Genomic DNA, 20,746 nt, shown 5'->3' on the forward strand with positions numbered 1-20,746 from the left:
TCAATGCGTCCCGACAGCCGCCGACGCGTTTCAGCCCTTGTCCCGCAGGGCGATCGCAAGCGGCGGGTCATCGGTGGTGAGCACGTCGACCCCAAGGCCCAGCATTCGTCGGATAGACGATTCGTGATTCGCCCCCCAGACCGAGATGCGGATGCCGGCCGCACGCAGGGCTGCGCAGGCTTCCGGGTCGAGTTGCGCCTCCTGCACGCCGATTTCCGGGAAGCCGTAGGCCTTCGCCACGGCAATGGTTCCCCGGACGCCAAGACCGCTCCAGGTGACGCGCTCGAGCAGCCAGGCCACTCCGGCAAGCCCGCCCGCGCCCGCTGCCTCGGCTGCGACCTGCGCGTCGAAGGCGATGATCCAGGCCGATCTGCGCATCCCCTTGCGGTCGAGCGCACCGATAACGCGCGGCACCAGGCCGTGATACGGTCGTCCGTGCGCATCCGCCTTGATCTCGATGCGCGGCACCACGACCGATTCGGCCAGCGCACCCAGCATGTCGTCCAGCATTGGTGGTGCCTCGCCACGGCACCCCTTCACGCGCAGGCGGCGAAGCTGCGCTGCGGTCAGCGCAGAGACCGCGCCGACGCCGTCCGTCGTCCGCTCCAAAGTCGTATCGTGCAGCACCACGACCTCGCCGTCGGCGGTTGCGTGGACGTCGCATTCCGCCTGCTCAAGCTTCAGGCGGGCGGTTTCGCGAAACGCGGTGAGGCTGTTCTCCGGCCACAGGAAGGCACCGCCGCGATGGCTCGCGATGGCGGTCGGGGGATGGGTCATGTGGGGAACCTCGGTGCCGGGCGGCAGGGCATCCCGGCATGGTCGGGAAACGCCAAGTTGAACCCTCGGACGGCAGCGGCAACCTATGTCGCCGCTGATCGACCTGCTAAGTCGTCTAAAGGGATTTGTGACACTCTTCGTCCATAAGTGGCAAGATTCGCCCAGGCACTGGGTTGCGGGAGGTGTCGATGGCCGGAACAGCGGGACTTCGGCGATGGATCGGGTGCGCCTTCGTTGTGGCGCTGGCTTTCTCGTCCGCCATGGCCGGGGCCCAGACTGCCAATCCGGCCGAGGCGCCAATCCGCCTGAAGGTCGTCGGCGGGCTCGCGGATGTCAGCCAGTATCTGCGCTACGAGGAGCCCTTCTGGCGTCGTCGCCTGCCGGAGGCCTCGGGAGGGCGGATCCAGGCCGAGATCGCCCCCTTCGACCGCAGCGGCATTCGCGCGCAGGAGATGCTCGCCCTCATGCGCCTGGGCGTGGTTCCTTTCGGCACCGCGCTCCTGGCCATCGTCAGCACCGAGGAGCCTGAGTTCAACGCTGTCGACCTGCCGACGGTCAATCCCGACATGGCCGCGCTTCGACGCACCGTAGCGCTGTACCGCCCGCACCTCGAGGAACTGCTCGCCGAACGCTACGACGTCGAACTGCTGGCCATCTATACCTATCCGGCTCAGGTCCTGTTCTGCCGCACCGGCTTCAGCGGCCTGTCGGATCTGGCTGGTCGACGGATCCGGACGTCTTCCGTCGGGCAATCGGAGATGTTCGCGGCGCTCGGCGCCACGCCGGTCGTCATTCCGTTCGGCGAGACGCTTGCCGCCCTGCGTTCAGGCGTCGTGGAATGCGCCGTGACCGGAACCCTCTCCGCAAATGCGATAGGCCTGCATGAAGTGACGACGCACATGCACAGCATGGCGATCACCTGGGGCCTGTCGGTGTTCGGCGCCAACCGGGCCGCCTGGAACGCGCTTCCCGATTGGGCCCGTACCCTGATCCGCGAGGAAGTGGCAGGACTCGAGCGGGAGATCTGGAACGCCGCCGAGATCGAGACCGGCGAAGGCATCGCCTGCAACGCAGGCCAGCCATCCTGCAGCAGCGGCCGGCGCGGCAATGTCACGATTGTCCCCGTCTCCGAAGCCGATCAGGCACGGCGCCTGCGCCTGCTGACCGAAACCGTTCTGCCCGGCTGGGTTCGTCGCTGCGGCGAGGCCTGCGTCGCGGCCTGGAACACGCGTCTGGCACCAAGCCTGGGCGTCATGGCGCAGCCCGACTGACCATGCAGAACACGCGGCTCCTGCGCCGTGCCGTGTTCATCGGCGCGGTGCTCCTGCTCCTGGCGCAGACAGCCGCGACCATGATGATCATCGGGCGCGCCCGCGAAGCGCAGATCCGCGGAGCACAGGAGACGATCGAACGAATCAGCATGGCAACCGAGGCGTCGATCAACCGCGCCTTCGTGCAGGTCGACGCCATGCTGGCCGGCCTTCCGGCGATGCTGGCTCCCTTCGCGACGAACGACCAGATCGACACAGGCTCCGTCAATCGCGTCCTGCGCCAGTTCATCAACCAGAACTTTACCTACCGGGACATCCTGCTGCTGGGTGCGAATGGCCTGCCGGTCGCCACGGCGCTGCCTGTCTCCCGGCGCCGGCGCCTACCCCTTCCGGTCGAAACCGGCTTCTCCGAACTGGCCTCAAGCAGCGGGGGCGTATCGATCGGTGGCCCGGTGCAGAACCCGAGCACCGGTGAATGGTCGCTCTTCTTCGCCCGGAACGTCACCATCCTTGGCCTGGGGCCCGTCCGTGCGGTCGCCGAGGTGCCCTTGCCCTCGGTCCGCGCGCTCCTCTCCGCGGCCGGGGAAAGCCCGGGGTTGCGCACGACGCTCGAACGCGACGACGGCGTCCTGCTCGCATCCGTGCCGCACGACGAGACGCGGATCGGCCAGCAACTCCCGCCGATCGTGGCCATGCCGGGCGGCCAGGCGACGCTCGCGGTCAGTCGCTTCAGCGGCCAGCCGGTCTTCGTTTCGGCCCGGCCCGCCCTGTATCCGACGCTCGTGATCACCTCCACGATCGAAGTCGATGCCGCCCTCTCAGGTTGGTATCGCGACCGCGTCAGGGCACTCGCCGTCTCGTCCGTCCTTGGGGTCGTGATCATCCTGGTCGCGCTCGCGCTGATGGTCATTCTCCGCCAGCGCGGCAAGGCCGAGGACGAACGCTCAAAGGCAAGGCAAACCCTGGAGAGCGCACTTGAATCGATGTCGGACGGCTTCGTCATGTTCGATGCCGCCGACCGATTGATCGCTTGCAACAGCCGCTACAAGGATTTCTACCGGATCAGCGCGCCCTTCATCCAGCCCGGCAACACCTTCGACGAGATCATGCGCGAGGGCGCGCTGCGCGGTCAGTATCCGCAGGCGGGAGAAGACATCGAGGCCTTCCTGGCCGAGAGCAAGGCGTTCCACCTGAGCAACCAGCCGCCGATGGAGCGCCTGCTGCCCGATGGCCGCTGGGTGCTCATCACCGAGCGGCGCACGCCCGACGGCGGTACGGTTGGCATCCGCACCGACATCACGGCGCTGAAGCGCGCCATGCAGGACCTGGCATCCGCACGCGATGCGGCCGCCGCTGCCGGTGAAGCGAAAAGCCGCTTCCTTGCGCGCGTTTCGCATGAGTTGCGCACACCGCTGAATGGCGTGCTGGGCTTCGCGCAGGTACTGCTGCACGACCCGCGCCTGGCGCCGGACCAGCGCGAGCAGGTCAAGACCCTGCACGAGGCCGGGCGCCATCTGCTCGATCTGGTGAACGGGCTGCTCGATCTTTCCAAGATCGAGGCCGGTCGCCTCGATCTTGCGCCTGAACCCATGGCGCTGCGGATACTGCTGGAAGGCTGCGCGACTCTGCTGGCGCCCGAAATCGCGCGCAAGGCGCTGTCCTTCGAACTCGACCTCGATCCGAAACTGCCTGTCGGGGCGCTGCTCGATCCGATGCGGACCCGGCAATTGCTGCTGAACCTGCTGTCCAACGCAGTGAAGTTCACGCCCGCCGGCGGCTGTGTCGATCTTCGGGTGCGTGCGAGCGGCGACGCGCAGCTTCGCATCGAGGTCACCGACACCGGCCCCGGCGTTCCTGCTGACAAGCGCAATCTGCTGTTCGAGGATTTCGTGCAGCTGGCCCCGAATGGCGGGGCGGACGGGCAGGGCACGGGCCTCGGACTCGCCATCTCGGCCAGGCTCGTGGCACTGATGGGCGGCACGATCGGCTGCGATGAGCGTCCCGGGGGTGGGGCGCTCTTCTGGGTCGAGCTGCCCTTGCGCCCTTGCGCGCTCATCAACGAAGAAGCGACCCCCATGCCAAGCCCTGCAGCATCGGCGCCCTCGCCGAGTCTCGAAGTTCTGGTCGTCGATGATGTGCTGGCCAATCGGCAGATCGCGCAGGCCATGCTGCGTTCGGCCGGCCATAACGTCACGCTCGCCGAGGATGGCGCGACCGCGCTGCTCGCCCTCGAGCGCCAACGCTTCGACGTGGTGCTGATGGACCTGCAGATGCCCGGCATGGACGGATTCGAGACGACGCGGCGCCTGCGCGCCATGCCTCCGCCCGCATGCGAGGTTCCGGTCATAGCGCTCACCGCCTCGGTCCTGCCGGACCAGGTGGAAGCGACGCGTCGTGCAGGCATGGATGGGCACCTCGGCAAGCCGCTCGACAGGAAGGCGTTGATCGACCTGGTACAGCAAATGCCCCAACGCAAGGCGGCGCCGGCGGCCACGGCACCGGAGCCCGCCGCGCCCTATCTCGATTCCTCGGCCCTCGACATTCTCGAGCGCGAACTCGGTCACGCAGCCCACGGTATCCTGGCGGAGTTCGTGGGAGAGGTGCGCCGCTCGCTCGCGCTGCTCACCAACGCCTCCGCGGCAGAAAGAGCGGATGCGGGCCATGTGCAGCATGCGGCACATCGCCTCGTCGGTGCCGCACGAACGCTTGGCGCGAGCCGCCTCGCGCTCGAGGCCGAGGCGCTGCAGAGGGCGGCGCGGGGAGGCGACCCGTCGCCCGATCTGCAAGTTGCCGTCATCGCCGTGGCACGGGAGACGCTGCCGAACCTGGAGCGCCGCCTTGGCGTCGAGGACGTGGCCGCCGGCCCGCCCGTGCAGTCCGTCCCCGCCGCATGACGAGCCGACGCGGTCTGGACCGCCGCTCTGCCTGGCCTAGGATGCGCCCGACTTCTTCGGGAACGCCTCGCGCATGGCCTTGCTCAACTGGTCCACGAACCCCGCACGGGAGGAGCCACACCCCGAGCTGCGCGGCATGGCCGAGCGCGCCCGGCGCGCCGAGACCGGGTGTGGCACGGGCGCCCTGGTCTGGCGCGCCTGGGGAGGGGGACGGCCGCTCATCCTGCTGCATGGCGGATCGGGGTCCTGGCGCCACTGGCTGCGCAACATCGCCACCTTCGCCGCGGATCGCCTTGTCATCTGCCCGGACCTGCCCGGTCTCGGCGACAGCGACATGCCACCCGACGGCTCGGGGCCGGAGGCTGTCGCCGCCATCCTCCGTGACGGGCTGCGTGATCTGCTGGGCGGGCAACGCTACGACCTCGCGGGCTTCTCCTTCGGCGCGCTGTGCTCCGGTCATCTCGCGGCGCTCGATCCCGACCATTGCGCGTCGCTGACCATCGTCGGGGCAGGTGCACTGGGCTTCGTCCGATCGCCGACCGAATTGGTGAAGGTGCGTCAGCTCGAAGGCGCCGAGCGCGACGCGGCGAACCGCCACAACCTCGCCGCGCTGATGTTCGCCGACGCGTCCCGCATCGACGAGGTGGCGCTAGCGATGCAGGACCTCCATACGCGCCGCGCGCGGTTCAAGAGCCGTGGCTGGGCCAGCACGGATTCGCTCAAGCAGGCGATCCTGCGTAGCCGCGCGCCGCTTGGCGCCATCTATGGCGAGCAGGACGCGATTGCGCGGCCCCATGTGCAGTTGCGCCTTGATCTCATGCACGAGATGCGCCTTGGCGCCCGAACCGAGCTCATCCCGGACGCTGGCCACTGGGTCGCGTACGAAGCGGCGAGCGCGTTCAACGCGGCGCTCGCCCGGGTCCTTGGGCGTCAGGCACCCGCGACGTGAACGACGCTCCGGCGCGCCCGGGCCGCGCCGCCACGCTGCGCGGCATGGCATGGATGGCACTCGCCGGCCTGCTGTTCTGCCTGCTCAATGCAATCGCGCGGCGGCTGGCGCAGGATCTCGACCCGTTCCAGACGCAGTTCCTACGCTATCTCGCGGGGCTGGTCGTGCTCCTGCCCTTCATGGTGCGTACCGGGGTGATGGCCTGGCGGCCGCATGATATCCGCGGCCAGGCGTGGCGAGGCGTCGTGCATACGGCCGGCCTGCTTCTGTGGTTCTGGGCGCTGCCGCATGTGCCCCTGGCGGACATGACCGCGATCGGCTTCACCGGGCCGATTTTCATCATGGCCGGCGCCGTGGTCTTCCTGGGCGAGCCCATGGTCCGCGCGCGCTGGATCGCGGCGGGCATCGGCTTCCTCGGGGTGATGGTGGTCGTGGCGCCGCAATTCACCGGCGGTAGGGACGGCTTCTGGTCGCTGGTCATGCTCGCATCCGCGCCGATCTTCGCCGCGTCGTTCCTGATCACCAAGGCGCTCACGCGGCGCGACCGGCCGGAGGTGATCGTCGCCTGGCAGGCCATCACCGTCGCGCTGTTCACCCTGCCCTTCGCCCTCCCGTCCTGGACCTGGCCGACCGCCGAGCAGTGGGGCTGGTTCCTGCTGACCGGCATCCTCGGCAGCGCAGGACATTGGTGCCTGACCGAGGCGTTCCGCATCGCCGACATGTCCGCCACGCAACCGGTGAAGTTCATCGACATGATCTGGGCAGCGGCGCTGGGCTGGCTCGTATTCTCGGACGTGCCGGCCGCGACGACCTTCGCAGGTGCGGCGATCATCTTCGTCGCGACCACCTGGATCGCGCGGCGGGAGGCACGGCGACGCTGACACCGCATCTTGCGCGTCCGGCGCGACCGGCGGATCGTTCGCCCGGGGCCGCGCCTTGCGGGACGGTCCGGGAGGATTGCATGACGTCCAGCGACCGGCCCGCACTTCCACGGCGCGCCCTGGCAGGCGTCCTGTGCGGCCTTGCGCTGCCGGCCTTGGGGCAGGAGGCCTGGCCGAGCCGACCGATCCGCCTGATCATTCCCTTCGCGCCCGGCGGGCCGATCGACACGGTGGGCCGGCTGGTCAGCGAAAGGCTGCGCGAGAGGCTCGGCCAGCCCTTCGTCATCGACAATCGCGCCGGCGCGGGCGGGTCGATCGGCCTGCGCGCGACGGTGCAGGCGCCGCCGGATGGCGCGACCTTCGTGCTGACCTCCTCCTCGCTCGCCATCCTGCCGGCGATCTACCCCAATCTCGGCTTCGACCCGCGCACGGACCTCACCCCGGTCTCGCTGGTGGCGGAGATCGCGACCACCATCGCGGTGCGCGCGGACCATCGCTTCGCATCGCTGCAGGCGCTGGTGGCCGAGGCGCGCGCGAAGCCGGGCGTGATAACCTACGGAACCTCGGGCATCGGGTCGTCCAACCATCTCTCCGGCGCGATGCTGGCGGCCACGGCGCGGATCGACCTGGTGCACGTGCCCTATCGCGGCGCGGCACAGGCGATGAACGCGCTCTACACCGGCGAGATAGACGTCGTTTTCGCCAGCACGGTGGAGACGCTGGCGCATGCGCGCGAAGGGCGCGCGCGCATCCTGGCGGTGACCACGGCGCGACGCATCCCGGCCCTGTCTGACGTGCCGGCCGCGCTCGAGACCGTGCCCGGCTACATCGCGCCGAACTGGTTCGCGATGGCCGCGCCGAAGGGGCTGCCCGCGCCGATCCTGTCGCGCATGTCGGCGGAGCTCGCGGCGCTGCGCACCGATGCCGACTTCCGCTCGCGCTTCGCCACGCTCGGCGCCGAGCCAATGATGAGCAGTCCCGACATCCTCGCCGCGCGTCTGGCCGAGGACGTGCCGACCTGGCGCCGCGTGGCGGCCGAGGCTGGCATCCGCGCCGAATGATCCACTGACCCAGCAGGACACGACATGCGCAAGCTCACCATCGGCGACGTCACCATCACCAGCATCATCGAGCGTGACGGACCATGGCGCGCGCCCGAGCAGATGTTCCCCAAGGCTGCCGCGGCTCCGGGCCTGCTGGCGGAACGGCTGAAGGAGGTCGAGCCCGAGACCTACGACGCCGCCTCCGGCAAGATGGTCATCACGTACCAGACCTATGTCGTGCGCACGCCGCACCACACCATTCTCGTCGATACCTGCACCGGCGAGGACAAGGGCTACCCGGCGCCGATGGACTTCCCGAAGCAGCCCTGGCTCGATGGGCTGAAGGCGGAGGGGATGGGGTTCGATGACATCGACTACGTCCTCTGCACCCATCTGCACATCGACCATTCGGGCTGGAACACCGTGCTGCGCGACGGGCGCTGGGTACCGACCTTCCCCAAGGCGAAGTATGTGTTCCACAAGCGCGAATACGCTGCCTGGGAGGCCTCGACCAAGGCCGAGGAGACGCGGCCGGGTGGCGGCGGGAACGTGTTCCGGTTCAATTGCGAGCCCGTCGTCGCGGCCGGACAGGCGCTGCTGGTGGATGACGACTTCCAGCTCGACGACCGCATCACGCTGCAGCCCACGCCGGGGCATTCGCCCTGCCATTGCTGCGTGCATATCCGCAGCGGCGGGCAGCATGCGGTGATCACCGGCGACCTGATGCATCACGCCTTGCAGGTCCATCAGCCGGACTGGTCCACGGTGTTCTGCTGGGATCCGGCCGAGGCCGAGGTCAGCCGCCGGTCCTTCTTCGGCCAGGTGGCCGGCACCGACACCAAGGTGCTGCCGATCCACTTCCCCAATCCCTCGGTCGGGCGCGTGGAAGCCCAGGGCGACCGCTTCCGTTGGCACTACGTGCGATAGCACCACATCGCTTGACGCCGCCGGCTCCGGGTGGTCGGTATCGCCCCGTTTGGAGGATCGCATCATGGACCACAACCAGCCCTACGCCGCCACCGAGGAGACCCGCATGCTGCGGGACCTGGTCGCGAAATTCGTGGACCGGGACCTGATGCCGATCGAACCGGCGGTGCTCAAGCGCGAGGCTTCCGGCGGCGGCTTCAAGCTGTCGGAGGAGGAGGAGGCGACGCTCCTCGCCCGCTGCAAGGAACTCGGCCTCTGGGGCCTCGACGTGCCGGAGGAATTCGGCGGCGCCAACCTGCCGCTGCTCTCGCTTGCCGCGGCCGAGGAGGAGATGGCGCGCGCCTGCGTGCCCTTCACCATCCCCCCCGACAGCCCGAACCTACACATGATGCTGCAGGTCGCGAGCCCAATGCAGCGCGCGAAGTACCTCGACCCCTATGCCCGCGGCGAACAGCGCTCGGCCATGGCGATCAGCGAGCCGGGCGCGGGCGGCGATCCCGCCGGCATGACCACGCGCGCGGTGCGCGACGGCGACGACTGGGTGATCAACGGGCGCAAGATCTGGGTCTCGAACGTACCGCGCGCCGACTTCATCATCCTCATGGCGCGCACCGGCGACGGCAAGCGGCAGGAGGGCATCACCGCCTTCATCGTCGAGAAGGGCACGCCCGGCTTCATCATCGAGCGCGCCATCCCGATGCTGGGCGGGCGCACCACCTACGAGCTGGTCTTCGAGGATTGCCGGGTCGCGCATGAGAACGTGCTCGGCGAACTGGGCCGCGGCTATGCGCCCATGCAGCTGCGCCTCAACGTGCGCCGCATGCAGATGGGCGCGCGCTGCGTCGGCATGGCGCGCCGCGCGCTGGAGATGATGGCGGACCATGCGCAGAACCGCGTCACCTGGGGCGTGCGCCTCGCCGACCGCCAGGCGATCCAGTGGTTCGCCGCCGAGGCGGTGATGGAGATGCACGCCTGCCGCCTGATGGTGCAGGACCTCGCGACCAAGCTCGATGCCGGCGCCGATGTCCGCACGGAGGCGTCCATCCTGAAGGTACGCGCCACCGAGATGGCGCAGTCGGTGCTCGATAACGCCATGCAGACCTTCGGCGCCATGGGTGTCACGAAGGAACTTCCGCTCCAGCTCATGCACCAGCAGGTGCGGCTGATGCGCGTCTATGAAGGGCCGTCGGAGGTGCATCGCAGCGCGATCGGCCGGCGCGCGCTGGGCGGGAAGGTCTGACGCGATGTCGCGGCCGCTCGAGGGCGTGCTGGTCCTCGACCTCGGGCATATCTACCAGGCCCCCTATGCCGGTTTCCTGATGGCGATGGCGGGGGCCACCGTTATCAAGATCGAGCCGCCCAACGGCGAGCCGCTGCGCCGGCGCGCCATGGTCGCCGGCGGGTCGGTGCCGATGGCAATGCTGAATTCGAACAAGCGCGGCCTGTCGCTCGACCTCAAGAACCCACAGGGGCGCGAGGTATTCCTGCGCCTGGTCGATCGCGCCGATGTGGTGATCGAGAATTTTTCCCCTGGCGCGATGGATCGGCTCGGGCTGGGGCACGAGGCGCTGCTGAAGCGCAACCCGCGCATCATCTACGCGGCAGGGTCGGGCTATGGGCAGACCGGACCCGACCGCGACCGCCTGGCGATGGACCTCACGGTGCAGGCGGCGGTCGGCGTCATGCACACCACGGGCTTCCCGGACGGCCCGCCGACCAAGGCCGGCCCGACCGTATGCGATTTCCTCGGCGGCACGCACCTGTACGGCGCGATCATGACAGCGCTTTTCGCACGCGAACGCAGCGGCAAGGGCGCCTTCGTCGAGGTCGCGATGCAGGATGCGTCGTATTCCACCCTCGCCTCGGCGATCGGGATGCATTTCGGCGGCATGCTGAAGAAGGACGTGCCGCCGCGCACCGGCAACAGCCATGCCGGCATGGCGATGGCGCCCTACAATGTCTATCCGGCGAAGGATGGCTGGATCGCCATCATCGTCGTAACCGAGGGGCATTGGGACCGGCTGCTCGGCGCAATGGGCCAGCAGGCGCTGATCGGCGACGAGCGCTTCCGCACCAACCCCGACCGCGTGAAGCACATGGCCGAGGTGGACCGCATGGTCACTGCCTGGACATCCGTCCACACGCGCGCGGAGCTGGAAGCGTTGACGCGACAGCACGGCGTGCCCGCCGCACCCGTCCGCACGCTCGAGGAAGTGCTGGAAGACCCCGGCATGCACGAACGCGGCATGCTGCGTTGGGTGGACCATCCCGAGGTCGGCCGCGTCGTGCTGCCCGCCACGCCGCTGCGCATCGAAGGCGCGCCCCCGCCGGATTTCGAGCCGAGCCCCTTCCTCAATCAGCACGAGAGCGAAGTGCTGGGCGACCTGCTCGGCATGACGAAAGCGGAACGCGAGGCGCTGCGCGACGCCGGTGGTCTGGGGCCGCGCTTCAACGCCCCGTGAAGTTCGGCTTGCGGCGTTCGAGGAAGGCGCGCGCCCCTTCGCGCCGGTCCTCGGTGTCGATCGTCGCGGCCTGTTCGCTCTCCGCAAGTTCGATCGCGGCGGACAGCGACTGCAGCGGCGCCAGCGCCATTTGCCGACGGATCACGCGCAGCGATCGCGGCGAGCAGTTCTCCACCATGTCGGTGACATAGGCGCGCACCGCGTCACGGAACCCCTCGGCGGGCAGCACCCGCACCAGGCCCATGGCCTGCGCCTCCTCCGCCGTGATGGTACGGCCGGAGAGCAGCAGATCCGCCGCATTCATCGGCCCGATCAGCCGCGGCAGCATCCAGGCACTGCCGTGTTCGGCGATCAGCCCGCGCCGCGGGAAGGCCGCGGCAAGCTTCGCGCCCGCCACCATGAAGCGCAGGTCGCAATAGAGCGACACCGCGAGGCCCACGCCGGCGACCGCGCCATTGATCGCCGCCAACACCGGCTTGCCGATGTTCAGGATGTAGCTGTAGCGCCGCGACAGATCCTCGACCGGTGGGTCACCGCCAGGTGGCGGCGTGACGCCGACGAAGCGCGGCGGCGGCGGACGACCGCCGGCGATACGCGTGACATCGGCACCCACGCAGAAGGTGCTGCCCGCGCCGGTTAGGATGATGGCGCGGACGGCGGCGTCCTCCGCCGCCAGGGCGAAGGCATCGCGCACCTCCGCCTCGGTCTCGGGCGACCAGGCGTTGCGCTTCTCCGGCCGGTTCAGCGTGATGGTCGCGATGCGATCAGCGACGTCGTAGGCGATTTCCGCGAAGGGCATCGCTCGCGTCCTTCAGCGCGCGGGGGTGCGGGCGCGCTGCGCGGCCCAGTCCGCATCGGTCCAGTCCAGCATCTCCTGCGCGCCGGCGCGCGCACCGCCCAAAAGCCGCCGTCCGCCATCGGCCACTACGCATTCGCCGGTGATGTAGCCAGCATGGTCGGAGACCAGGAACGCCGCGAGATCGGTCAGTTCCTCGTGCCTGCCCGCGCGGCGCAGTGGCACGCCGGCGTGTCCGAGACCGCCGGGGCGAAGGCGCGCCACGGCCGCCTCGGTCGGGAAGGTACCGGGTGCGATCGCCACCAGGCGGATGCTGCGCGGGCCCCACTCCACGGCCAGGCTCTGCGTCATCGCCAGCAAGCCCGCCTTCGCCATGGCGGATGGCGCGGTGAAGGCGCCGCCCTGCAGCGCGGAGAGCGTCAGGATGGACAGCACAACGCCTGGCTGCTTAGCCTCGATCCAGCGCCTGCCGCAGCCGATGGTGCAGTAGGCTGCACCGTGCAGCGTGGTGCCCAGTACAGCGTCCACCGCGCGTGCCGAAAGCCGGTGCGTCTGCGCCAGGAAATTCGCCGCGGCGTTGTTCACCAGGATGTCGGCGGCGCCGTGGCGCCAGACATCATCGAGCATCGCCTCGACCGCTGCGGCATCGCGGATGTCGCAGGCGTGCGTCGTGACGACGGCGCCGGGGATGTCCGCGCGAAACGCCTCGGCCGTCGCCTCGAGCACCGCGGCGCGTCGCCCGCATATCGCCAGCGACACGCCAAGTTCGAGGAATCGCCTGCCGATGCTGCGCCCCAGCCCCGTGCCGCCGCCGGTCACCAGCGCGCGGCGTCCGGCCAGCAGCCCCGGCGCGAAGGCCATCTCAGGCGCCCTTGTAGGTCGGCTTGCGCTTCTCCCGCATCGCCGCCAGCGCTTCTTTATGGTCCTCGGTGGTATGCGCCACGGCCTGCATGGCCGAGGACATCTCCAGCACCGTGTCGAGCCGGTTGTTCCAGGCCTCGCGCAGCAGGCGACGGGCCATGCGCACCGCCTGCGGCGGGTTGGCGGCGATACGCGCGGCCAGCGCCTTCGCCGCCGGGATCAGCTCGGCATCGGGCACGACGCGCGAGACCAGCCCCGCGGCCAGCGCCTCCTGCGCGCTCAGCGTGTCGCCGGTCAGCGCCATCTCGGCCGCGCGCGCGAAACCCACCACGCGCGGCAGCAGCCACGCGCCGCCATCGCCCGGGATAATGCCGAGCTTGACGAAGCTCTCAGCGAAGCGCGCGCTCTCGCCGGCGATACGCAGGTCGCACATGCAGGCGAGGTCGCAGCCGGCCCCCATGGCCGGCCCGTTCACCGCCGCGATCACCGGCAGTTCGAGGTTCTCGAGCAGCCGCGGCAGCCGCTGGATGCCCCAGCGGTAGTAGCCACGCGCCTGTGCGGGCGTGCGTTCCTTGGCACCGCTGGCCGCCTCGCCCATGCGGCGCACATTGCCGCCGGCGCAGAAGGCGGTGCCCGCGCCGGTCAGGATCGCGACGCGCACCTCCTGCCCGGCATCGAGGGCGGAGAGCGTGTCGAGCAGCGCATCCTGCATCTCGGGGTCGAGCGGATTGCGCGTCTCGGCGCGATTCATGGTGAGGAGGGCGATGCCCTCCTCGATCTCGACCTTCAGCGGCGTGTCCATCGGCGTTTCCCCAGTGTCAGGGGGCGGAGGATGGAACGCGCCCGCGGGTGCCGCAACCCGCGCTCAGCTCGCCTCAATGCCGAGGCGACGGATCAGCGCGCCCCACTTCTCGGCGTCCGCGCGCAGGCGCTGGGCGAAGGCGTCGGTGCTCTCAGGCGCGACCTCCACGCCCATGCCGGCGAGGCGGTCCTTCACCTCGGGCAGGGTCATCACGCGGTTGAGCTCCGCGTTCAGGCGCTGCTGCAGCGCGGGCGCCATGCCCTTGGGACCGAAGGCGCCATACCAGACGGCCATCTCGTAGCCGGGCACCGCCTCGCCCACCGTCGGAATGTTCGGCTGGCGGGACCAGCGCGTCGCCTCCGTCACCGCCAGCAGGCGCAGCCGCCCGCCCTCGACATGCGGCATGGTCTGCGTCGCCGCGCTGAAGAAGAGCTGCGTCTGGCCGGCCACCGTGTCGGTCACCGCCGGCTGTCCGCCGCGATACGGGACGTGGACCATGCGCACGCCGGTCATGTTCTCGAACAGCGCGGCGCAGAGGTGGTTGGTCGAGCCCGGCCCGGCCGAAGCGTAGGCAATCTTCTCAGGGTTCGCGCGGGCGTAGGCGATGAACTCTGGCAATGTCTGCGACGGTACCGAGGGATGCACCACCATCGTGTTCACTGCGAAGCCCAGCATCGATAGCGGCGTGAAGTCGGCCACGCCGTCGAAGGGCATGGTTCGCATCAGCGCATGGTTCATCGCGTGGGTCGACATCGACCCGAACAGGATCGTGTGCCCGTCCGGTGCGGCTTTGGCCACCAGATCGGAGCCAATGTTTCCGCTGGCACCCGTGCGGTTCTCGACCACCACCTGCTGGCCGATCGCCTGGCCGAGGGGCTCGGCGACGATGCGCCCGAGGATATCGGTCGTCCCACCCGGCGCCCACGGGATCACCAGGCGGATCGGACGCGTGAAGGCTGTCTGCGCCAACGCTGGCGCGGCGATAAGGACGGGAGCGGCGAGCAGGGCCCGGCGGTGCAGCAATGTCATGGCAATCTCCACGGAATCAGGCGGCGTCGATGGCAAGAAGCGCCGGCACGGCCAGCGATGCGAAGACCGTGCCGATCGTGGCATCGGCCTCGGTGAAAGGGGTCGCGGTGCGCAGCAGGTTGACCGTGCCGAGCGTACGCCCGGCCCAGCGCACGGGCAGGTTCATCGCCGTGGTCAGGCCCATGGCGGCGATCTTCTCGTGATCTGGATAGGCCCAGGCGATGTCGGCAGGGCCAGCGCCGATCCAGGGCGTGCCCTCCACCAGCACGCGCCGAGTCCAGGGATGGTCCCAGTTGACCGGCTTGTAGCCGGAGACCGGATAGGCGGCCGGATCGCTGCTATGCGCGCGCCGGTTGCGCCCGGCCGCGGCGTCGTGGCGCATCACGGTGAACAGGCGGTGGCCGATGGCGCGGTACGTCGCCTGCTCCAAGGCCGCGAACAGCGCGCCGGGCTGGTCGGGCAGAGCCAGCGCGGCGGCTGCACTGGTAAGGGTGGACACGGTGTCGGTGCTGGTCATGTGGGCGGCATAGCGCAGCCGGCGACGAACTTCACCCCACCGGCCGGCGCCGCATGATCGCGACCGGCACCAGCGCCAGCAGGCAGATCAGCGCCACGGCGAGGAAGGTGTCGCGGAAGGCGAGCATGCTCGCCTGCGAGAGCAGCATCTGCCCGAGGTAATCCTGCGCCATGGCCTGGCGCATGCCCTCGGCGATGCCGTCCTGCGCCAGGACGCGCTCGATCTCCTGCAGCACCTCGCGGGTGGCGCCGCGTCCTTCCTGGGTCGCGGTCAGCGCTTGCGCGTGCAGTTGCGTGCGGCGTTCGAGCAGGATCGAGAGCAGGTTCACGCCGATCGCCCCGCCGAACTGCCGCGCGAAGTTCACCGCCCCCGACCCCTGCCCAACCCAGCGCGGCGGCAGCGCGCGCAGCGCGCCGGCATTCATGCTCGGCATCGCCAGGCCGAAGCCGATGCGCCCGACCAGGATCCAGAGCGCGAAGGTCCAGAAGGGCGTGTCGGTGCCGATGCCGGTCATCAGCCAGGCCGAGAGGCCGAACAGCACCAGCCCCACGCCGATAGGCCCGAAGGGGGGCACGCGGTCGGCGATGCGTCCCGCGATCGGGAAGACAAGCACCATGGCCAGCCCAGCGGGCATCAGCAGCAGCCCCGCGCGCGTGGCGGTGTAGCCCTGGATCGTCTGCACGAACAACGGCGCGAGGTAGGTCGAACCGAAAAGCGCCGCGCCATACACGACGCCTACAGCCGCCGAGCACGCGAAGCCGCGCACGGCAAACAGCCGTGGGTTCAACATCGGCGCATCGCTGCGCAGTTCCCAAAGCACGAAGCCGATTGCAGCCGCTGCAGCGATGCAGAGCTCCACCACCACGCGATCGGAGCTCCAGCCCTCCCGCTGGCCGCTCGCAAGGCCGGTCAACAGCGCCAGCAGCGCCATCACCAGTAAGGCGAAACCCGGCCCGTCAAAGCGCCGCCGCGCGCCCTCGCGCGCCGGCCCAGGTAGGAACACCAGCCCCAGGAGCAGCCCGAGCAAGGCAAAGGGCACGCCCAGGAAGAACACCGCGCGCCAGCCGAACTCGTCCACGATCACGCCGCCAAGCGTCGGGCCCAGCGCGGGCGCCATCACCACGCCCACGGCGTAGAGGCCCATGGCTGAACCGCGCCGATCCGCTGGAAACACCTGGAAGATGATCTGCATGCCAAGCGGCTGCACCATCCCGGCCGCCGCACCCTGCATAACGCGCCCGGCGATCAGCACGCCCTCGTTCGGCGCCGAGCCGGAGACGATCGACCCCGCCACGAACATCACGATCGCGGCGGCATAGGTCAGCCGACAGCCGAAGCTGTCCACCAGCCAGCCATTCAGCAGCATCGTCGCCGTGACCGAGGCCAGGAAGGCGGTTGCGATCAGCTGCGCATGGTCCTGCCCGATGCCGAAGGCGCCCATGACCTGTGGCAGCGCGACATTGACGATGGTGGCCGACAGGATGGTGGCGACGGTGCCGATCATCGCCGCCAGCGTCACCAGCCAGCGATAGGGCTGGCCCCAGCGCGCCTGCAGCTCGGCGATGCCAGGCCCCGCCCAGGCGCCGGACCAGCCCGGCCCGGCAGCGGCCTCACTCACGCGCCAGCGCCTTCACCTCGACCATCATGCCCGGGCGCAGCAGCCCGTCAGCATCGCCTGGCGCCAGCGCGATGCGCACCGGCAGGCGCTGCGTGATCTTGGTGAAGTTGCCCGATGGGTTGGGGCTCGGCAGCAGGGCGAATTCGCTGGTCGCGGCCGCGCCCACGCGCTCGACCGTGCCTTCGAAGCGGCGGGACGGGTAGGCGTCGACACGGATGCGCACCGGCGCGCCGGGGCGGAAGTAGCGGATCTCGGTTTCCTTGACGTTCGCCTCGATGCGAACCCGCGCCGGGTCGTGAACCAGCAGCAGGCGTTGGCCGGGCGTGACGTATTCGCCGGCATCGACGAAAACGCGGTCGACCACGCCGTCGAAGGGCATCGTGATTGTGCGGTCGCGGATCTCGAGAGCGATGCGGTCGCGCTGTGCGGCGAGCTCCAGCTGCAGCGGACCCATGGCATCGAGCTGCCGGCGCAGCACGGTCAGCTCCTCGCGCGCTGCGCCGGCATTGGCAAGCTGTGCCTCGACATTGCGGATCTCGGCCGAGACGGCGAGCACGCGTTGCGTCGCGGTCTCGAGCAGCGAGCGCGTCTGTTCGTAGCGCTGGCGCGTGCCGCTGCCGGTGCCCATCAGCTGACCGGCGCGGGCGAATTCGCCCTCGGCATAGAGCCGCTCCGCCTCGGCTGCCGGCAGGGCGGATCGCGCCGCTTCCAGCCGCGCGCGTTGCGCGTCCTGCTGGCTGCCGGTCTGGCGGTCCACCATGCCGAGCCGTGCCTCAAGCTCGGCGCGGCGCGCGGCGATGCCCTCGAGGCGCGCCTCGATCTCGCGCAGCGTCAGCTCCGCCTCGCGGCTGTCGATCCGCAAGACCACCTGACCACCGCGCGGCGTGTCGCCGGCGATCACGCGAAGTTCCGTCACCCATCCCGGCAGGCGGCTGGCGAGTGCGACCATGTCGGCGGCGATCCGCGCATCATCGACGAAGACCGTCGTGAACTGCCGATGCAGCCAAGTCCCGCCGCCGGCGATGACGCAGAGGAACGCGGTGACGGCGGCTGCGATGCGCAGCCTTCGCCGGGCGACGCGTCGCGGGGCGGCGATCGATGCAGCAGGGGTGCTAGCGGGGCCGATATCCACCGGTCGGGCCCTCCTCGATCCGGGCAAGGCCTTCCGCCACGCGCTGCAGCACCTCGAGGCAGGAGGCGAGGTCTTCCTCGGGGATATCGGCCAGGATCTCCGCGCGTACCGCGGCGGCCTCGGCCTCGATCCGCAGGACCATGGGTCGCGCGGTCGCCGTCAGGTGGATGGTCTTGGCACGGCGGTCATGGGGCACGGCGCGGCGGGCCACGAAACCTTCGCGCTCCAGCCAATCGAGCGTCCGCACCAGGGTCGGCGCCTCGATTGCCAAGCGCGCCGCTAGGTCCTTCTGGGTCACGCCGTCGCCACGGCGCGCGAGGCTCAGCAGTACGAGCCAACGCGCTTCGGTAAGGCCGAAGGGCGCGATCCGCTGGTCGAGCCGCAAGCGCCATCGGCGCGCGATCTGGGCTATCGCAACGCCGATCTGCCATCGCGTCTGGGCCAGGCCGGGGCCATCGGGCATTGGACGATGTTAGACCCAAAACAGAGCCGGCGAATAGATAGGGCGCTAAACATCAGGCGCCTGCCAAGCGGGTGGTTGTACGGCCAAGCGGCTCCCGGCTGCTCCTGGTCCACAAGGCCGCATTCCTGATTAGCCGGATCGGGCGAAAGTGGTGGGCGCCGTAGGATTCGAACCTACGACCCGCTGATTAAGAGTCAGCGCAAAACCGCCGCCACGCCGCGCCATGACTCGCCATAATCCTTGTTTTTGCTTGGGTCCGCCGATAAGGTGGTCGCCACAAGCCGCCATGCGGACCCGGTGCGGACCTAGCCGCGGGGTCCGCAGAACGGGGTCTGCGCCGTGCCGAAATTCACCGACCGCTACCTGGCCGCCGTCAAGCCCGAGCCGGGCCGCAAGGACCGCATCGCCTTCGATACCGAGTGCAAGGGGCTGGGGGTCCGCGCCACCGAGGCCGGCACCAAGACCTTCCTGGTGCAATGGACCGACCCCGCGACGAAGGCTAAGCGCCGCGAGGTTCTTGGCGTATGGGGCAGCATCACCACCGAGAAAGCCCGCGAGGCCGCCGGCGTGCGGCTTGGCGAGGTAGCCAAGGGGATCGACCCGCGCGCGGTGCGCCTGGAAAAGCGCGAGGCTGCGATCAAGGCGAAGGCCGAGGCCGCGCTGACGCTGGAAACGCTGGTGGGGGATTGGGCGAAACTGCACCTCGCGCCAAAGCGCCCGCGCTACGCCGCCGAGGCTGTGCGCGCGATCAAGTATGCCTTCGCCAAGCACTTGAAGCGCCCCGCCATGCGGCTGACGAAGGCCGAGGCGGTGGCCGTGCTCGATGACGTGCTGAAGGCCGGGAGCGTCGCCATGGCGGGCCGCACGCTGGCCTATGCGCGCGCCTGCTACGCCTGGGCAGAGAAGCGCGGCAAGGTCGCCGGCAACCCCTTTGAGGGAATCCCCATCGGCGCGGGCGTAGAAGCCCGTGAGCGCGTCCTGACGCCCGAGGAAACCGGGCCGCGTGTGGAACGCTGCCGCCGCCATGGGTGAGCCGTGGGGGCCGCGGTTCCGGGTCATGCTGCTGACGCTGGCGCGGCGCGATGAAGTCGCCGGGATGCGCTGGTCGGAATTGTCCGCCGACCTCGGGACGTGGACCATTCCCGGATCGAGGATGAAGCGCGGACAGGCGCACGTGGTCGCGCTGCCCGAGGCCGCGCGCGATGCGCTGCGCGCGGTGAAGCGCATCAAGGGGCAGGACCTGGTTTTCAGCACCACCGGCAAGACGCCCGTGAGTGGTTTCACCCGCGCGAAGGCGGCGTTGGACAAGGCCGCGAAGGTGACAGACTGGCGCCTGCACGACATTCGCCGCACGGGCGTTTCCGCGCTCGCAGGGATGGGGTTCAACCCCGTGGTCGCGGACCTGCTGCTGGCGCACAAGCCTGCATCCCTCTCGACTGTGGCGCGCGTCTATCAGCGCCACGACTACGCAGCCGAGCGCGCAGCGGCCTTGAAGGTTTGGGCCGAGCATGTCGCGCGCTGCGCCGCTCGGAAGGAAGATAGCCCCGAGAATGTCGCGGACCTCGCCGCCCATCGGGCCGCGCGCGGTGCGGCGTCATTTCAGATTCCCGGGGTGCGGGGCCGCTAATCCCGCTGATCCGGCTATCCGCGCTGGACCGGTTTCCCGGTAGTGAGCACCAGAGCAGTAGCACGAAGGCCGCTGCTTAGGTCGGCACGTGCGTTACGCGTCGGAGACGACGCGCGTCGCTCTCGCCTATGCTGCTTCCGGCGCCGCGTCCGCGCGTGCGAATTGGATCGCCACACGGAGGCCCCTCCCTGCTGAGGTCGTGACCGCCACCGTCGCACCGGCATTTTTCCGCAGCGACTCAACGATCAGGGCACCCAGCCTGCCCGAGGTGGGCCACGTCGTGCCCGGCGGTAAGCCAATGCCATCATCCATAACGAGGACTTGGCAGCCCTCGCCATCGACCAGGCTATGCAGCGTGATGGTGCCGCCACTGCGACCGACAAAGGCGTGCTTCAACGCGTTCGTCAGCACCTCGTTCACCACGAGGCCCGCCGGCATAGCTACGTTAATCGACACCGGCCAAGTATCGACTTTCAGGTTGAGCCGAACCCCTTCGACGGCATGAGCCTGCATCACTGCCGAGGCGATTTGGCTGAGGTAGATGCCGAGGTCCACGCTCTGGCCTGAATCGGACGCCTCCAGAAACCCCGAATGCTGGCATGCGTGGCCGTAGAGCGGTGCATGGTCGCCCGCCACGCGGGGGGATGGCGGGGATCACGGTGCTGAGGGATCCTGGTCGGGGCGCTGATGGCGGTGT

General features: G+C 69.5%; 20 protein-coding genes and 1 tRNA gene. 10 read left to right on the forward strand and 11 right to left on the reverse strand.

Features of this window, described 5'->3' with window-relative positions; translation table 11 throughout:
• Positions 1-30: 30 nt before the first annotated feature.
• Positions 31-777 carry a glycerophosphodiester phosphodiesterase gene (locus tag HW578_RS04080; RefSeq protein WP_198369257.1) on the reverse strand — a complete coding sequence of 249 codons (747 nt, stop codon included), beginning with the start codon at positions 775-777 and terminating at the stop codon, positions 31-33.
• A gap of 188 nt (positions 778-965) precedes the next feature.
• On the opposite strand from HW578_RS04080, the gene HW578_RS04085 reads away from it, so the two are divergent.
• The 8 genes from HW578_RS04085 (at position 966) to HW578_RS04120 (ending at position 11,204) form a co-directional block, all read left to right on the forward strand.
• Positions 966-2,048: a TRAP transporter substrate-binding protein gene (locus HW578_RS04085; RefSeq protein ID WP_198369258.1), complete on the forward strand. Its 1,083-nt coding sequence runs from the start codon at positions 966-968 to the stop codon at positions 2,046-2,048.
• A gap of 2 nt (positions 2,049-2,050) precedes the next feature.
• Positions 2,051-4,942 carry an ATP-binding protein gene (locus HW578_RS04090; RefSeq protein WP_198369259.1) on the forward strand — a complete coding sequence of 964 codons (2,892 nt, stop codon included), beginning with the start codon at positions 2,051-2,053 and terminating at the stop codon, positions 4,940-4,942.
• A 73-nt stretch (positions 4,943-5,015) separates the two neighbouring features.
• Positions 5,016-5,891, forward strand: coding sequence for an alpha/beta fold hydrolase (locus HW578_RS04095; RefSeq protein ID WP_198369260.1), 876 nt, complete (start codon positions 5,016-5,018; stop codon positions 5,889-5,891).
• Positions 5,888-6,772, forward strand: a complete 885-nt coding sequence (locus HW578_RS04100; RefSeq protein ID WP_369407815.1) for a DMT family transporter — start codon at positions 5,888-5,890, stop codon at positions 6,770-6,772. Before HW578_RS04095 ends, HW578_RS04100 begins: the two co-directional genes overlap by 4 nt.
• Before the next feature lie 80 nt (positions 6,773-6,852).
• Entirely contained in the window at positions 6,853-7,833 is a 981-nt protein-coding gene (locus HW578_RS04105; RefSeq protein WP_198369261.1) for a Bug family tripartite tricarboxylate transporter substrate binding protein, read from the forward strand.
• A 24-nt stretch (positions 7,834-7,857) separates the two neighbouring features.
• The gene (locus tag HW578_RS04110) at positions 7,858-8,742 is read left to right on the forward strand and encodes an MBL fold metallo-hydrolase (RefSeq protein ID WP_198369262.1); all 885 of its coding nucleotides are present in this window, start codon (positions 7,858-7,860) and stop codon (positions 8,740-8,742) included.
• A gap of 64 nt (positions 8,743-8,806) precedes the next feature.
• Positions 8,807-9,982 carry an acyl-CoA dehydrogenase family protein gene (locus HW578_RS04115; protein ID WP_198369263.1) on the forward strand — a complete coding sequence of 392 codons (1,176 nt, stop codon included), beginning with the start codon at positions 8,807-8,809 and terminating at the stop codon, positions 9,980-9,982.
• Positions 9,983-9,986: 4 nt separating this feature from the next.
• The gene (locus HW578_RS04120; RefSeq protein WP_198369264.1) at positions 9,987-11,204 is read left to right on the forward strand and encodes a CaiB/BaiF CoA transferase family protein; all 1,218 of its coding nucleotides are present in this window, start codon (positions 9,987-9,989) and stop codon (positions 11,202-11,204) included.
• Here the strand turns inward: HW578_RS04120 and HW578_RS04125 are convergent.
• The 9 genes from HW578_RS04125 to HW578_RS04165 form a co-directional block, all read right to left on the reverse strand.
• Positions 11,191-12,003 (reverse strand): enoyl-CoA hydratase-related protein, encoded by an 813-nt coding sequence (locus tag HW578_RS04125; RefSeq protein ID WP_198369265.1) that lies wholly within the window; start codon positions 12,001-12,003, stop codon positions 11,191-11,193. The two genes, HW578_RS04120 and HW578_RS04125, sit on opposite strands and share 14 nt — an antisense overlap.
• 12 nt (positions 12,004-12,015) lie before the next feature.
• Positions 12,016-12,861 carry an SDR family oxidoreductase gene (locus HW578_RS04130; RefSeq protein WP_198369266.1) on the reverse strand — a complete coding sequence of 282 codons (846 nt, stop codon included), beginning with the start codon at positions 12,859-12,861 and terminating at the stop codon, positions 12,016-12,018.
• Between the two features lies 1 nt (position 12,862).
• Complete coding sequence (locus HW578_RS04135) at positions 12,863-13,663, reverse strand: crotonase/enoyl-CoA hydratase family protein (RefSeq protein WP_198369267.1); 801 nt, start codon at positions 13,661-13,663, stop codon at positions 12,863-12,865.
• Between the two features lie 63 nt (positions 13,664-13,726).
• Positions 13,727-14,692: a Bug family tripartite tricarboxylate transporter substrate binding protein gene (locus HW578_RS04140; RefSeq protein ID WP_198369268.1), complete on the reverse strand. Its 966-nt coding sequence runs from the start codon at positions 14,690-14,692 to the stop codon at positions 13,727-13,729.
• A 16-nt stretch (positions 14,693-14,708) separates the two neighbouring features.
• The gene (locus tag HW578_RS04145; RefSeq protein WP_198369269.1) at positions 14,709-15,209 is read right to left on the reverse strand and encodes a GAF domain-containing protein; all 501 of its coding nucleotides are present in this window, start codon (positions 15,207-15,209) and stop codon (positions 14,709-14,711) included.
• Positions 15,210-15,240: 31 nt separating this feature from the next.
• Positions 15,241-16,827: a DHA2 family efflux MFS transporter permease subunit gene (locus tag HW578_RS04150; protein WP_369407816.1), complete on the reverse strand. Its 1,587-nt coding sequence runs from the start codon at positions 16,825-16,827 to the stop codon at positions 15,241-15,243.
• Positions 16,820-17,959 carry an HlyD family secretion protein gene (locus tag HW578_RS04155; protein WP_198369270.1) on the reverse strand — a complete coding sequence of 380 codons (1,140 nt, stop codon included), beginning with the start codon at positions 17,957-17,959 and terminating at the stop codon, positions 16,820-16,822. Before HW578_RS04155 ends, HW578_RS04150 begins: the two co-directional genes overlap by 8 nt.
• A complete protein-coding gene (locus tag HW578_RS04160) occupies positions 17,940-18,422 on the reverse strand; it encodes a MarR family winged helix-turn-helix transcriptional regulator (RefSeq protein WP_232478642.1) in 483 nt (160 codons plus the stop codon). Before HW578_RS04160 ends, HW578_RS04155 begins: the two co-directional genes overlap by 20 nt.
• Positions 18,423-18,571: 149 nt before the next feature.
• Positions 18,572-18,645, reverse strand: a tRNA-Ser gene (locus HW578_RS04165).
• Positions 18,646-18,761: 116 nt separating this feature from the next.
• Between HW578_RS04165 and HW578_RS04170 the strand changes: the two genes are divergently transcribed.
• Together HW578_RS04170 and HW578_RS04175 are read left to right on the forward strand one after the other, a co-directional pair.
• Positions 18,762-19,454, forward strand: a complete 693-nt coding sequence (locus HW578_RS04170) for an integrase arm-type DNA-binding domain-containing protein (protein WP_198369272.1) — start codon at positions 18,762-18,764, stop codon at positions 19,452-19,454.
• Positions 19,455-19,479: 25 nt separating this feature from the next.
• Positions 19,480-20,049, forward strand: a complete 570-nt coding sequence (locus tag HW578_RS04175; RefSeq protein ID WP_198369273.1) for a tyrosine-type recombinase/integrase — start codon at positions 19,480-19,482, stop codon at positions 20,047-20,049.
• A gap of 126 nt (positions 20,050-20,175) precedes the next feature.
• Here the strand turns inward: HW578_RS04175 and HW578_RS27690 are convergent, their stop codons facing one another.
• The gene (locus tag HW578_RS27690) at positions 20,176-20,604 is read right to left on the reverse strand and encodes an ATP-binding protein (protein ID WP_369407817.1); all 429 of its coding nucleotides are present in this window, start codon (positions 20,602-20,604) and stop codon (positions 20,176-20,178) included.
• Positions 20,605-20,746: the final 142 nt, after the last annotated feature.

The organism is Roseomonas rosulenta, from assembly GCF_016106005.1.
Taxonomy (GTDB): Bacteria; Pseudomonadota; Alphaproteobacteria; order Acetobacterales; family Acetobacteraceae; genus Neoroseomonas; species Neoroseomonas rosulenta.

Bases quoted from the DNA above. Each gene is read 5' to 3' on its own strand.
- HW578_RS04140 (WP_198369268.1), bottom strand. From the start codon at position 14,692: ATGACATTGCTGCACCGCCGGGCCCTGCTCGCCGCTCCCGTCCTTATC.
- HW578_RS04110 (WP_198369262.1), top strand. From the start codon at position 7,858: ATGCGCAAGCTCACCATCGGCGACGTCACCATCACCAGCATCATCGAG.
- HW578_RS04095 (WP_198369260.1), top strand. From the start codon at position 5,016: ATGGCCTTGCTCAACTGGTCCACGAACCCCGCACGGGAGGAGCCACAC.
- HW578_RS04090 (WP_198369259.1), top strand. From the start codon at position 2,051: ATGCAGAACACGCGGCTCCTGCGCCGTGCCGTGTTCATCGGCGCGGTG.
- HW578_RS04115 (WP_198369263.1), top strand. From the start codon at position 8,807: ATGGACCACAACCAGCCCTACGCCGCCACCGAGGAGACCCGCATGCTG.
- HW578_RS04135 (WP_198369267.1), bottom strand. From the start codon at position 13,663: ATGGACACGCCGCTGAAGGTCGAGATCGAGGAGGGCATCGCCCTCCTC.
- HW578_RS04160 (WP_232478642.1), bottom strand. From the start codon at position 18,422: ATGCCCGATGGCCCCGGCCTGGCCCAGACGCGATGGCAGATCGGCGTT.
- HW578_RS04120 (WP_198369264.1), top strand. From the start codon at position 9,987: ATGTCGCGGCCGCTCGAGGGCGTGCTGGTCCTCGACCTCGGGCATATC.
- HW578_RS04145 (WP_198369269.1), bottom strand. From the start codon at position 15,209: ATGACCAGCACCGACACCGTGTCCACCCTTACCAGTGCAGCCGCCGCG.
- HW578_RS04085 (WP_198369258.1), top strand. From the start codon at position 966: ATGGCCGGAACAGCGGGACTTCGGCGATGGATCGGGTGCGCCTTCGTT.
- HW578_RS04105 (WP_198369261.1), top strand. From the start codon at position 6,853: ATGACGTCCAGCGACCGGCCCGCACTTCCACGGCGCGCCCTGGCAGGC.
- HW578_RS04080 (WP_198369257.1), bottom strand. From the start codon at position 777: ATGACCCATCCCCCGACCGCCATCGCGAGCCATCGCGGCGGTGCCTTC.
- HW578_RS04125 (WP_198369265.1), bottom strand. From the start codon at position 12,003: ATGCCCTTCGCGGAAATCGCCTACGACGTCGCTGATCGCATCGCGACC.
- HW578_RS04130 (WP_198369266.1), bottom strand. From the start codon at position 12,861: ATGGCCTTCGCGCCGGGGCTGCTGGCCGGACGCCGCGCGCTGGTGACC.
- HW578_RS04175 (WP_198369273.1), top strand. From the start codon at position 19,480: ATGCTGCTGACGCTGGCGCGGCGCGATGAAGTCGCCGGGATGCGCTGG.